Source organism: Streptomyces sp. NPDC007901 (assembly GCF_042959465.1).
Lineage (GTDB): Bacteria > Actinomycetota > Actinomycetes > Streptomycetales > Streptomycetaceae > Streptomyces.
This window is the reverse complement of the sequence record NZ_JBIBKW010000001.1, coordinates 400,070-412,569: the sequence shown is the minus strand read 5'-3', so window position 1 is coordinate 412,569 and position 12,500 is coordinate 400,070. Positions and strand designations below refer to the sequence as shown.

Sequence of the window (12,500 nt, the reverse complement as noted above, 5' to 3'; positions counted from 1 at the left end):
CCCGGCGCGGACGTCTACAGCGGCACGATGTCCGGCGCCCCCAGCCGCGCCGCGTCCGCCGTCAGGTCGTCCGGCTGGAGTTGGGACTCGCGTTCCGCCTCCACCCGCTTCTCGTAGTGCTCGACCTCCCGCTCGATCTGGTCCTTGTCCCAGCCCAGCACCGGCGCCATCAGCTCGGCGGCCTCGCGGGCGCTGCGGGTGCCGCGGTCGAAGGTCTCGATGGAGATGCGGGTGCGGCGGGTGAGGACGTCGTCGAGGTGGCGGGCGCCCTCGTGGGAGGCGGCGTAGACGACCTCGGCGCGCAGGTAGTCGTCGGCGGCCGAGAGCGGCTCGCCCAGGGCCGGGTCGGCGGCGATGAGGTCGAGCACCTCCTCCGCCAACGAGCCGTACCGGTTGAGCAGGTGCTCGACGCGCACCACGTGCAGGCCGGTGCGGGCGGCGATCCGGGCCCGCGCGTTCCACATCGCCCGGTAGCCCTCCGCGCCGAGCAGCGGGATGTCCTCGGTGACGCACTCCGCGACCCGCGCGTCGAGCCCGTGCACCGCCTCGTCGACGGCGTCCTTGGCCATCACCCGGTACGTCGTGTACTTGCCGCCGGCGACGACCACGAGCCCCGGCACCGGATGGGCGACCGTGTGCTCGCGCGACAGCTTGCTGGTGGCGTCGGACTCGCCGGCCAGCAGCGGGCGCAGCCCCGCGTACACGCCCTGGACGTCGTCGCGCGACAGCGGCACCGCGAGCACCGAGTTGACGTGGTTGAGCAGGTAGTCGATGTCGGCGCTGGAGGCGGCCGGGTGGGCCTTGTCGAGGTCCCAGTCGGTGTCGGTGGTGCCGATGATCCAGTGCCGGCCCCAGGGGATGACGAACAGGACCGACTTCTCGGTGCGCAGGATCAGTCCGGTCGTGGAGTGGATCCGGTCCCGGGGGACGACCAGGTGGATGCCCTTGGAGGCGCGGACGTGGAACTGCCCGCGCTCGCCGACCAGTGCCTGGGTGTCGTCGGTCCACACACCGGTCGCGTTGACGACCTGCCGGGCGCGGATCTCGTACTCCCCGCCGCCCTCCACGTCCTGCACCCGGGCCCCGACGACCCGCTCCCCCTCGCGCAGGAAGCCGGTCACGCGCGCGCGGTTGGCGGCCTTCGCGCCATAGGACACCGCGGTGCGCACCAGGGTCGCGACATAGCGGGCGTCGTCCATCTGGGCGTCGTAGTACTGGATGGCGCCGACCAGGGCGTCCTTGCGCAGCGCGGGCGCCACCCGCAGGGCGTGGCCGCGGGTCAGGTGGCGGTGCCGGGGCAGGCCGCGCCCGTGCCCGCGGGCCATGGACATCGCGTCGTAGAGCGCGACGCCCGAACCGGCGTACAGCCGCTCCCAGCCCTGGTGCTGGAGCGGGTAGAGGAACGGGACGGGCTTGACCAGGTGCGGGGCGAGCCGCTCCAGCAGCAGGCCGCGTTCCTTGAGGGCCTCGCGGACCAGGGCGAAGTCGAGCATCTCCAGATAGCGCAGGCCGCCGTGGATCAGTTTGCTGGACCTGCTGGAGGTGCCCGAGGCCCAGTCGCGGGCCTCGACGATGCCGGTGTTCAGGCCCCGGGTGACCGCGTCCAGCGCGGTGCCCGCGCCGACCACCCCACCGCCCACGACCAGCACGTCCAGCTCACGCTCGGCCATCGCCGCCAGGGACTCCGCACGCTGCTCCGGCCCCAGTGTCGCTGTCCTCACCGCTGCCTCCCGCTCTGCCGCCATCGGTCATCGCTCGTCGTCGGTCATCGGTCGCGCGGGCCGCGCCCGGCAGGCGAGGCCCCTGCCCAAATTCTGACCGGCTTGCCCGAGTTCAGCCACCACTCGCCCCCAGCCTGTGGACAACGGTCACCGAACCCACGGAAGACACATGAACACAATCCCGCATAACGGTCATATTTACTCCTAGTGTGACAGTGCGCTTCGCCTGTCCTGTCCACAGGGCTTGCGCACCTGTCCCGCTTCGGTTACTGGGAAGGACGGCCCACTCCATGCCCGCAGACCTCGCCGTCATCGGACTCGGTCCCTACGGCCTGCCCCTCGCCCAGGCCGCGGTGGCCGCCGGCATCTCCACGATCGGCTACGCGACCGGCCCCGAGGCCGGCTCGCTCAGCCCCGCCGAGCGGCGCCGGATGCTCTCGGGGGGCTTCCGGGCGACCGAGGACCCGGCACAGCTGGGACGGGTCCGCACGGCCGTCATCTGCGCCCCCACCCCGCGCGACGCCGACGGCGGACTCGACCTGAGCCAGGTGGAGACGGCCGCCCGCACCCTGGCCGCACGGCTGCGCCCGCACACGACGGTGATCCTGGAGTCGCCGGTCCACCCGGGCACGACGGAGAACTTCCTGCGCGCCCTGCTGGAGAAGGGCTCCGGCCTCCGCGCGGGCCGCGACTTCCACCTCGCCTACTCCCCCAGCCGGGTGGATCCCGGCAACCGCGCCTTCACCCCGGCCAACACCCCGAAGGTCATCGGCGGTCTCACGCCCGCGTGCACCGAGTCGGCCGCCGCGTTCTACGGCCGGCTCACCGACAAGGTGGTCCGCGCGCGCGGCCCGCGCGAGGCCGAGACCGTGCAGCTCCTGGAGACCAACTTCCGGCACGTCAACATCGCCCTGGTCAACGAGATGGCCGCCGTCTGCCACGACCTGGGCGTCGACCTGTGGGACGTGATCCGCTGCGCGGAGACCAAGCCGTTCGGCTTCCAGGCCTTCCGCCCGGGTCCCGGCGTCGGCGGCCACGGCGTCCCCCAGGACCTGTCCGGCCTCGCGGGCCGCGGTCTGCGCATGGTGGAGCTGGCCCAGCAGGTCAACAACCGGATGCCCGGTTACGTCGTCCAGCGCGCCGCCGCCCTCCTCAACGAGCACGGCAAGTCGGCCCGCGGCGCGCGCGTGCTGCTGCTCGGCGTCACCTACAAGCCCGACCTCGCCGACCAGCAGAGCACCCCCGCGCGGGAGCTCGCGGTCCGGCTGATGGAGCTGGGCGCCTCGGTCAGCTACCACGACCCGCACATCTCGTCCTGGAGCGTCCTGGACCGCCCGGTCCCGCGCGCGGACTCCCTCTACGAGGCGGCCGCCGACGCCGACCTGACGATCCTGGTCCAGCAGCACCGGACGTACGACCTCCAGGGCCTGTCGGTGAAGGCGCAGCTGCTGCTGGACACGCGCGGCGCGACGCCCACGGGGGCGGCACACCGGCTCTGAGCGGGCCCCGGCCACGCGAAATCCCCGGGGGCGTTGTCACAGGCGGCTGTTAGTCTCCCCTCACCTGCCGCACAGATGTGCGCGCGTTTCTTCACTTCACTGTTCTTCCAGTGCAGTTCCCAGGGGGGATTTCTGTCATGAGCCAGTCAGCGCCGCCACCACCGCCGCAGCCCCAGCCGCTGCCGGCCGACGGCAACCCGTTCGCCCAGCAGCAGGCGCCCGGCGCCGTGCCCCCGCCCCCGGCGCCGCCCGCGCCGCCGCGGGGCAACATCGCCCTCGGCCTGGGCGCCGCGGTCGTCGCGGCCGTCGCCGCCGCCGCGCTCTACGGCGTGGTCATCGGCCTCACCAAGCACGAGATCGGCTGGGCGGCCGTCGGCGTCGGCTTCGTCATCGGCCTCGCGGCCGGAAAGCTCGGCGGCCGCAACCCGGTGCTCGCGATCACCGCGGCCGTCCTCGCGCTCGGTTCCGTCTACCTCGGCCAGCTGGTCGGCGAGGCGATGATCGGCGCCGACCAGCTCGACGTGGCGTTCTCCGAGGTCTTCTTCCAGCACTTCGGCGTCGTCCAGGACGCCTGGAAGGAGGAGGCCGACCCGCTGACCTTCGTCTTCTTCGCGATCGCGGCGTGGGCGGCGTTCTCGGGGACCCAGAAGGCGGCTCGCTGACGGACATGCGAGAGGGCCGGTGACCCCCGCCAGGGGTGACCGGCCCTCCGTGCGTCGTACGGCGCGACTACCGCTTGTGCTGCGAGTCCGCCACCGTCACCTCGACGCGCTGGAACTCCTTCAGCTCGCTGTAGCCGGTGGTGGCCATCGCGCGGCGCAGGGCGCCGAAGAGGTTCATCGAGCCGTCCGGGGTGTGGGACGGGCCGGTGAGGATCTCCTCGATGGTGCCGACCGTGCCCAGGTCGACCTTCTTGCCGCGCGGCAGCTCCTCGTTGACGGCCTCCATGCCCCAGTGGTGGCCCCTGCCCGGGCCGTCGGTCGCGCGGGCCAGCGGGGAGCCCATCATCACCGAGTCCGCGCCGCAGGCGATCGCCTTGGGGAGGTCGCCGGACCAGCCGACACCGCCGTCCGCGATGACGTGCACGTACCGGCCGCCGGACTCGTCCATGTAGTCGCGGCGGGCGGCGGCCACGTCGGCGACCGCGGTGGCCATCGGGACCTGGATGCCGAGCACGTTGCGCGTGGTGTGCGCGGCGCCGCCGCCGAAGCCGACGAGCACGCCCGCGGCACCGGTGCGCATCAGGTGCAGGGCCGCCGTGTACGTGGCGCAGCCGCCGACGATCACCGGGACGTCGAGCTCGTAGATGAACTGCTTCAGGTTCAGCGGCTCGTGCGAGGACGAGACGTGCTCCGCGGAGACCGTCGTACCGCGGATGACGAAGATGTCCACGCCCGCGTCCACGACCGCCTTGGAGAACTGCGCCGTGCGCTGCGGGGAGAGCGCGGCCGCCGTGACCACGCCGGAGTCGCGCACCTCCTTGATACGCGCGCCGATCAGCTCCTCCTTGATGGGGGCGGAGTAGATCTCCTGGAGGCGGCGGGTGGCGGTCTCGGCGTCCAGCCCGGTGATCTCGTCGAGCAGCGGCTGCGGGTCCTCGTACCGCGTCCACAGGCCTTCGAGGTTGAGCACACCGAGGCCGCCGAGCTCGCCGATGCGGATCGCGGTGGCCGGCGAGACGACCGAGTCCATGGGGGCGGCCAGGAACGGCAGCTCGAAGCGGTAGGCGTCGATCTGCCAGGCGATCGAGACCTCCTTCGGGTCCCGCGTACGGCGGCTGGGGACGACGGCGATGTCGTCGAAGGCGTACGCCCGGCGGCCGCGCTTGCCGCGCCCGATCTCGATCTCAGTCACGTCTGTGGCCTTTCCCTCTGCGTTTCAGCGTCTACCAGTATCGCCGACGGGTACGGCAAGGGCGGCCCCGGTGCGCCCGGGACCGCCCTGGAAAGGCTCTGGTGACTACTTGCGGCTGTAGTTCGGCGCCTCGACCGTCATCTGGATGTCGTGCGGGTGGCTCTCCTTGAGGCCCGCGGCGGTGATCCGCACGAAGCGGCCCTTGGACTCCATCTCGTCCACGGTGGCCGCGCCCACGTAGCCCATGGTCTGGCGCAGACCGCCGACGAGCTGGTGCAGCACGTTGGCCAGCGGACCGCGGTAGGGCACCTGGCCCTCGACGCCCTCGGGGACGAGCTTGTCGTCGGAGGAGACCTCGGCCTGGAAGTAGCGGTCCTTGGAGTACGACCGGCCCTGGCCGCGCGACTGCATGGCGCCGAGCGAGCCCATGCCGCGGTACGACTTGAACTGCTTGCCGTTGATGAAGAGCAGCTCGCCGGGCGACTCCTCGCAGCCGGCGAGCAGGCTGCCGAGCATCACCGTGTCGGCGCCGGCCGCGAGGGCCTTGCCGATGTCGCCGGAGTACTGCAGGCCGCCGTCGCCGATGAGCGGGACACCGGCCGGGCGGGCGGCGAGGGAGGCCTCGTAGATGGCGGTGACCTGGGGAACGCCGATACCGGCGACCACCCGGGTGGTACAGATCGAGCCGGGACCCACGCCGACCTTGATGCCGTCGACACCGGCGTCGATCAGGGCCTGCGCGCCGTCGCGGGTGGCGACGTTGCCGCCGATCACGTCGACGTTCACGCTGGACTTGATCTTCGCCATCCAGCTGAGGGCGTTGCTGTTGTGGCCGTGCGAGGTGTCGACGACCAGGAAGTCCACCCCGGCCTCGGCGAGCGCCTGGGCCCGCTCCAGCGCCTCGGGGCTGGCGCCCACGGCGGCGCCGACGAGCAGCCGGCCCTCGGCGTCCTTCGCGGCGTTCGGGTACTTCTCGGCCTTGACGAAGTCCTTGACGGTGATCAGGCCCTTGAGGGTGCCCTCGTCGTCGACCAGCGGAAGCTTCTCGATCTTGTGCTTGCGCAGCAGCTCCATGGCCTCGACACCGGTGGTGCCGACCTTGCCGGTGATCAGCGGCATCGGGGTCATGACCTCGCGCACCTGGCGGCTGCGGTCGGACTCGAAGGCCATGTCGCGGTTGGTGACGATGCCGAGCAGCTTGCCGGCCGGGTCGGTGACCGGCACACCGCTGATGCGGAACTTGGCGCACAGCGCGTCCGCCTCGGCGAGGGTCGCCTCCGGGTGCACCGTGATCGGGTCGGTGACCATGCCGGACTCGGACCGCTTGACCAGGTCGACCTGGTTGACCTGGTCCTCGACGGACAGGTTGCGGTGCAGCACGCCGACGCCGCCGAGCCGGGCCATCGCGATCGCCATGCGGGACTCGGTCACCTTGTCCATCGCCGCGGAGAGCAGCGGGATGTTGACCCGCACGTTGCGGGAGATGCGGGACGAGGTGTCGACCGCGTTGGGGAGCACCTCGGATGCGCCCGGCAGCAGCAGCACGTCGTCGTAGGTCAGCCCGAGTGTCGCGAATTTTCCGGGCACTCCGTCGACGTTGGCAGTCATGACACCTTCCCCAAATGGCCTTGAACGGTGCGGATGTCCATGCTAACGGGAAGCACGGGTCCCAAATTCCACGGTACGACTCAGCTCCGGGCTTCGTATGTTCGTACGGAAATGGGCGTACGCCTGTTCATCGGGGGTGGTAACACCCGTCCTGCTACTGCCGCCTACTGCTCGGCCAGCGCCCGCAACCGGCTCAGCGCCCGGTGCTGGGCCACCCGCACCGCGCCCGGTGACATTCCCAACATCTGGCCGGTCTCCTCGGCCGTGAGACCCACGGCGATCCGCAGGAGCAGCAGCTCGCGCTGGTTCTCCGGGAGGTTGGCCAGGAGTTTCTTGGCCCATTCGGCGTCGCTGCTGAGCAGCGCCCGCTCCTCGGGACCGAGGGAGTCGTCGGGGCGTTCCGGCATCTCGTCCGAGGGGACGACCGTGGAACCCGGGTGGCGCATCGCGGCCCGCTGCAGGTCGGCGACCTTGTGGGAGGCGATGGCGAAGACGAAGGCCTCGAAGGGGCGGCCCGTGTCGCGGTAGCGGGGCAGGGCGAGGAGAACCGCCACGCAGACTTCCTGGGCGAGGTCCTCGACGAAGTGCCGGGCGTCGCCCGGCAGCCGGGACAGTCGCGTGCGGCAGTAGCGCAGCGCGAGTGGGTGGACATGGGCGAGCAGGTCGTGCGTGGCCTGCTCGTCCCCGTCTACGGCGCGATGGACGAGGGAACCGATCGTCCCTATGGCAGTGACCGCCTCGTCCTCGCGCATCGGTCCATGGTGCCCTGCCGCCGTCGGCTGCGTGGCACCGCGTCCGTCGTTGTGCACCGAAGCGTTATGAGCAGGTGCGCCGGAACTCATCTCCTGCGCCCTCCCCTTCCGCTCGAACGACTCGTCCCCGAGAGACTCCACACCTCAAGGATGCGGCATCGGCGCCGAAACGAGCAGCGGGCCTACGCCGACCGGCCTTGCGGACCCCGCCCACCGTGGGGTAGGCGGGTGCGTCCGGTCGGTCCGCTTCCCCGCTGCGGCGCAGCTCACCGCCGTATCAGCGAACCAGTCCCCAGCGGAAGCCGAGGGCCACCGCGTGAGCGCGGTCGGAGGCGCCGAGCTTCTTGAACAGGCGCCGGGCGTGCGTCTTGACGGTGTCCTCGGAGAGGAACAGCTCGCGGCCGATCTCGGCGTTGGAGCGGCCGTGGCTCATGCCCTCCAGGACCTGGATCTCACGCGCGGTGAGGGTGGGCGCGGCGCCCATCTCGGCCGAGCGCAGGCGGCGGGGCGCCAGTCGCCAGGTCGGGTCGGCGAGGGCCTGGGTCACGGTCGCGCGCAGCTCCGCGCGCGAGGCGTCCTTGTGCAGGTAGCCGCGGGCACCGGCGGCGACGGCCAGGGCCACCCCGTCCAGGTCCTCGGCGACCGTGAGCATGATGATGCGCGCGCCGGGGTCGGCGGACAGCAGCCGGCGCACGGTCTCGACGCCGCCCAGTCCGGGCATGCGCACGTCCATCAGGATCAGGTCGGAGCGGTCGGCACCCCAGCGGCGGAGGACTTCCTCGCCGTTGGCAGCCGTCGTCACGCGCTCGACGCCGGGCACGGTCGCGACCGCGCGGCGCAGCGCCTCTCGGGCAAGCGGGGAGTCGTCGCAGACGAGGACGGATGTCATGACCGCCCTCCGCAGCTGATGCGCGTCACCTTGAGCCTCCAGGCTGGTACGGAATCGTCACCTGTGCGGTCGACCGTCTCGGACGCCTGCCCGAGCGCTTGTTGTTTCAACCGCCTCCGCACTCTCAACGACGGTCACTCGAAAGAGTTACGGGGCTGCGTGCCGTCTTCGGCACTCTACGTGAGGGGGCGGACACGGTGCAGACATGGACGTCAGACCCTCAACTTTTCATCACATCCAATGCCCCATTTAGCCCTTTTTCTTCCTGTTTCACGGTGTCTGGGGCTAGATTGCCAATGAGTCATATTTTCATCTCTCTAGACCGGAGATGTACGGTCGTTGGCACCGTATCCGCCCAGAACGGCTACAAGGGGTCACGTAATGGCAGATTTCTCCCGCCTTCCCGGACCGAACGCGGACCTGTGGGACTGGCAGCTCCTCGCCGCCTGCCGCGGGGTCGACAGCTCGCTCTTCTTCCATCCCGAGGGCGAGCGCGGGGCGGCTCGGAGTGCTCGTGAGAACTCGGCCAAGGAGGTCTGCATGAGGTGCCCGGTCCGCGCGGAGTGCGCGGCGCACGCGCTGGCGGTCCGTGAGCCGTACGGCGTGTGGGGCGGCCTGACCGAGGACGAGCGCGAAGAGCTCATGGGGCGGGCGCGCAACAGGCTGGTGTCGGCATCGACAACCAGCGGCGGCTCCGCCTCCGACACCTGAAAGAACGTTTCTGCATATCGTTGACAATCCACCCACGATCGGGCACGCGCGCGTGCCCGACTCCGCTACGCCCACCGGGCGGCCCGGCCCAGCTGCTCCAGCGTCGCCGCCACGGCCGGCACCTGCGCCAGGTCGGGCAGCGTGAGGGCGACGATCTCCCGTCGCACCGCGGGTTCCAGGGCCACCGCGCGGGCCCCCCTCGGGCGTACCGACTCGATCGCCAGCCGGGGCAGCACGGCCACTCCCAGACCGGCGCCGACCAGGCCGACCACCGCCGGATAGTCGTCGGTGGCGAAGTCGATACGGGGCGTGAAGCCGGCGCTCTCGCACGCCTGGACGAGCTGTCCCCGGCAGCGCGGACAGCCTGCGATCCAGGGCTCGTCGGCGAGTTCCCCGAGGGCGACGGACTCCGCGCGGGCGAGCCGGTGCCCCTCCGGCACCAGGCCGACCAGACGGTCCGTCAGCAGCGGTCGCACCACCAGGTCGTCCCACTCCTCGGCGTCCGCCGCGCCCTCGTACCGGAAGGCCAGCGCGATGTCGCAGTCGCCCGCGCGCAGCAGGTCCACGGAGTTCGGCGGCTCGGCCTCCTCCAGCGAGACCCGGGTGCCGGGGTGGGCCGCGCGCAGGGCGGCGAGGGCGGTCGGGACCAGGGTGGAGCTGCCGCTGGGGAAGGAGACCAGCCGGACCCGGCCCGCGCGCAGCCCGGCGATGGCGGCGACCTCCTCCTCGGCGGCGGTGAGTCCGGCGAGGATCCCGGAGGCGTGCCGGACCAGGGCCTCGCCGGCCTGGGTCAGGCGCATCTCGCGGCCGTTGCGGACCAGCAGCGGGGTGCCCACGGAGCTCTCCAGGGCCTTCATCTGCTGGCTGACGGCGGGCTGGGTGCAGCCCAGTTCGCGCCCCGCCGCCGAGAAGGAACCGGTGGTGGCGACGGCGCGCAGGACGCGGAGATGACGGGCCTCGATCATCTTTCGAGCATAAGGCGGACTTGGACAGAGCTCCCGATAACGCGTCGACGCTTTGAGTGCGCTCCCGTACCGTCGGAGCATGGAGCTTCTCTCGGTGAACCTCGGCCGTCCGACACCGTCGCCGCACACGGACCAGGCCGACGGCGTGACCGGTATCGACAAGCACCCGGTGGACGGGCAGGTGCGGGTGGCGGCGCCCGGGCCGAAGGGGACCGCGGGCAGCGGGCTGGCCGGGGACACGGTGTGCGAGCTGCGCCACCACGGCGGCTACGACCAGGCGGTGTACGCCTACGCGCGCGAGGACCTCGACGACTGGGAGAAGGAGCTCGGCCGGCCGCTGCCGAACGGCTGTTTCGGTGAGAACCTCACGACAAACGGGCTGAACGTGTCGGATGCGCTGGTCGGCGAGCGCTGGCGGATCGGTTCCGAGGTCGTACTGGAGGTCACCTCCGGGCGCATCCCGTGCCGTACTTTTCAGGGCCATCTGGGCGAACGGGGATGGGTGAAGAGGTTCACGCGGAAGGGTGCGACCGGTGCCTACCTCCGGGTGATCGAACCGGGTGAGATCAGGGCCGGCGACCCGATCGAGGTCGTGCGCCGTCCGGAGCACGGGGTGACGGTGGCGATGCAGTTCCGCGCCGTCACCACCGAGCGGGAGCTGCTGCCGCGGGTGCTCGCGGCGGGCGAGGCGCTGCACTCGGAGACGCTGGCGCAGGCCCGCACGTACGTGGCGGCGCGGTCGGCAACCGCAGGGGACTGAACGGCCGTCACGCGCACGCCGTTCACCCGTGCTTCACCCATCGGGAGAGCCGGTGCGCACAGCGGACGCCGTCAGTCCGGGTAACTACCCTTGGGTCATGACAACGGCTCTGATTACGGGATCGACCGCGGGGATCGGTGCCGCGTTCGCGCGGCGGCTGGCGGCCGACGGGCACAACCTCGTCCTGGTGGCACGCGACACCAAACGGCTGCGCGAACAGGCGACCGAACTGCACGACCGGCACGGCATCGAGGCGGAGGTGCTCACCGCCGACCTCGCCGAGGACACCGGCATCGAGGCGGTCGCCACCCGCCTCGGCGACCGCAGGAACCCGGTCGACCTGCTGATCAACAACGCGGGCTTCGGCAACAAGGGCCGGTTCCTCGATGTGCCGATGGCCGACGAGCTGCGCATGCTCAAGGTGCACTGCGAGGCGGTGCTGCGGCTGACGGCGGCGGCTACGGAGGCGATGCGGGAGCGCGGGCGCGGCGGGGTCGTCAACGTGGCCTCGGTGGCGGCCTTCGTGCCGCGCGGTACGTACGGCGCCTCCAAGGCGTGGGTCGTGCAGTTCACCCAGGGCGCGGCGCGCGATCTCGCGGACAGCGGGGTGCGGCTGATGGCGCTGGCGCCGGGGTTCGTCCGTACGGAGTTCCACGAGCGGGCCGGGATGGGCACCGACAACATCCCGGGCTGGATGTGGCTGGACGCCGACAAGCTGGTGGCGGCGGCGCTGGCCGACCTCGCGCGCGGCAAGACGCTGTCGATCCCGGATCCGCGCTACAAGGTGCTGACGGGCCTGGCGAAGATGGCGCCGCACGGGCTGGTGGGCGGCATCAGCTCGAAGACGGGCCGCAAGTACGGGCCGCGGTAGGCCCGCCAGCAGGAGCCGCGGCCGGTCCGGTGGGAAAATGGGCGAGCGGGACCGGACCCAGGGGGGCCGGAGGCGGTGTCATGACGTTCGTGCAGCTCATCGAGTGCAGGACCAGCCGGCTGACCGAGATGGAACGGCTGCTGGACAGGTGGGTCGAGCAGACCAAGGGGAAGCGGACGGCGACGCACGCGGTGGTCGGCCGGGACCGCTCCGACGCGTCGCACGTCGTGGAGATCGTGGAGTTCCCGTCGTACGAGGAGGCGATGCGGAACTCGACCCTCCCGGAGACCGACAAGGTCTTCCACGACCTGCTGGCGCTCTGCGACGGGACGCCGACGTTCACCGACCTGGACGTGGTGCGCGACGAGCGGTTGTACGCCGGTACCGCGCGGCGGTTCTTCGAGACGATCGCCGCGGGCGGCCCGCTGGCTCCGCTGGACGGTCTGCTCGCGGAGGACTACCACGGCCACGACCCGGGCAACGAGCAGGACACCATCGGCATGGACGCGGCACGGCGCGAGATCGAGATGTGGCGGGGCGCCTTCGACTTCACGTTCCATGTCGAGGACCAGTTCACCCAGGACGACCGGGTGTGCACCCGGTGGATCTGGAAGGGGCGGCAGAAGGCGGAGTTCCTGGGGCTGCCGAACACCCGGGGGCTGGTGAGGATGACCGGGACGACGATCCACCGCTTCGACTCCGGCGGGAAGATCGCCGAGGGCTGGTGGGAGTACGACCGGCTCGGGCTGATGGGTCAGCTCGGCGCACTGGACGCGCTGGAGAACTGAGACCACAGTGAAAGCCCGCGAGGGGCGAAGCCCCCGTACCCGGCGGACGACCGGGGACGGGGGCTTCGTGCGACGCCGAGGC

At 71.4% G+C, this 12,500-nt stretch carries 12 protein-coding genes; 6 read left to right on the top strand and 6 right to left on the bottom strand.

Features of this window, described 5'->3' with window-relative positions; translation table 11 throughout:
* Positions 1-14: 14 nt before the first annotated feature.
* Positions 15-1,721 carry an FAD-dependent oxidoreductase gene (locus ACFZDK_RS02135; RefSeq protein WP_390968852.1) on the bottom strand — a complete coding sequence of 569 codons (1,707 nt, stop codon included), beginning with the start codon at positions 1,719-1,721 and terminating at the stop codon, positions 15-17.
* Positions 1,722-2,011: 290 nt separating this feature from the next.
* Here ACFZDK_RS02135 and ACFZDK_RS02130 point away from each other — a divergent pair, with 290 nt between their 5' ends.
* Together ACFZDK_RS02130 and ACFZDK_RS02125 are read left to right on the top strand one after the other, a co-directional pair.
* A complete protein-coding gene (locus tag ACFZDK_RS02130) occupies positions 2,012-3,220 on the top strand; it encodes a nucleotide sugar dehydrogenase (RefSeq protein ID WP_390968850.1) in 1,209 nt (402 codons plus the stop codon).
* Between the two features lie 137 nt (positions 3,221-3,357).
* On the top strand, positions 3,358-3,882 hold the full coding sequence (locus ACFZDK_RS02125) for a hypothetical protein (RefSeq protein ID WP_390968848.1): 525 nt from the start codon (positions 3,358-3,360) through the stop codon (positions 3,880-3,882).
* 67 nt (positions 3,883-3,949) lie between these two features.
* Here the strand turns inward: ACFZDK_RS02125 and ACFZDK_RS02120 are convergent, their stop codons facing one another.
* From ACFZDK_RS02120 to ACFZDK_RS02105, 4 genes are all read right to left on the bottom strand, one after another.
* A complete protein-coding gene (locus ACFZDK_RS02120) occupies positions 3,950-5,074 on the bottom strand; it encodes a GuaB3 family IMP dehydrogenase-related protein (protein WP_390968846.1) in 1,125 nt (374 codons plus the stop codon).
* A 105-nt stretch (positions 5,075-5,179) separates the two neighbouring features.
* Entirely contained in the window at positions 5,180-6,682 is a 1,503-nt protein-coding gene (gene guaB, locus ACFZDK_RS02115) for an IMP dehydrogenase (protein ID WP_390968843.1), read from the bottom strand.
* A 164-nt stretch (positions 6,683-6,846) separates the two neighbouring features.
* Entirely contained in the window at positions 6,847-7,434 is a 588-nt protein-coding gene (locus ACFZDK_RS02110; RefSeq protein WP_355711232.1) for a sigma-70 family RNA polymerase sigma factor, read from the bottom strand.
* Between the two features lie 277 nt (positions 7,435-7,711).
* Positions 7,712-8,323, bottom strand: coding sequence for a response regulator transcription factor (locus ACFZDK_RS02105; protein WP_003948568.1), 612 nt, complete (start codon positions 8,321-8,323; stop codon positions 7,712-7,714).
* A 381-nt stretch (positions 8,324-8,704) separates the two neighbouring features.
* Between ACFZDK_RS02105 and ACFZDK_RS02100 the strand changes: the two genes are divergently transcribed.
* The gene (locus tag ACFZDK_RS02100) at positions 8,705-9,034 is read left to right on the top strand and encodes a WhiB family transcriptional regulator (RefSeq protein WP_123974752.1); all 330 of its coding nucleotides are present in this window, start codon (positions 8,705-8,707) and stop codon (positions 9,032-9,034) included.
* Between the two features lie 65 nt (positions 9,035-9,099).
* Here ACFZDK_RS02100 and ACFZDK_RS02095 read toward each other — a convergent pair whose 3' ends face one another.
* Entirely contained in the window at positions 9,100-9,999 is a 900-nt protein-coding gene (locus ACFZDK_RS02095; protein WP_390968840.1) for a LysR substrate-binding domain-containing protein, read from the bottom strand.
* A 79-nt stretch (positions 10,000-10,078) separates the two neighbouring features.
* Here ACFZDK_RS02095 and ACFZDK_RS02090 point away from each other — a divergent pair, with 79 nt between their 5' ends.
* From ACFZDK_RS02090 to ACFZDK_RS02080, 3 genes are all read left to right on the top strand, one after another.
* The gene (locus ACFZDK_RS02090; RefSeq protein WP_390968838.1) at positions 10,079-10,759 is read left to right on the top strand and encodes an MOSC domain-containing protein; all 681 of its coding nucleotides are present in this window, start codon (positions 10,079-10,081) and stop codon (positions 10,757-10,759) included.
* 97 nt (positions 10,760-10,856) lie between these two features.
* Positions 10,857-11,630, top strand: coding sequence for an SDR family NAD(P)-dependent oxidoreductase (locus ACFZDK_RS02085; protein ID WP_390968836.1), 774 nt, complete (start codon positions 10,857-10,859; stop codon positions 11,628-11,630).
* An 80-nt stretch (positions 11,631-11,710) separates the two neighbouring features.
* Positions 11,711-12,418, top strand: coding sequence for an ester cyclase (locus ACFZDK_RS02080; protein WP_390968834.1), 708 nt, complete (start codon positions 11,711-11,713; stop codon positions 12,416-12,418).
* Positions 12,419-12,500 lie beyond the last annotated feature (82 nt).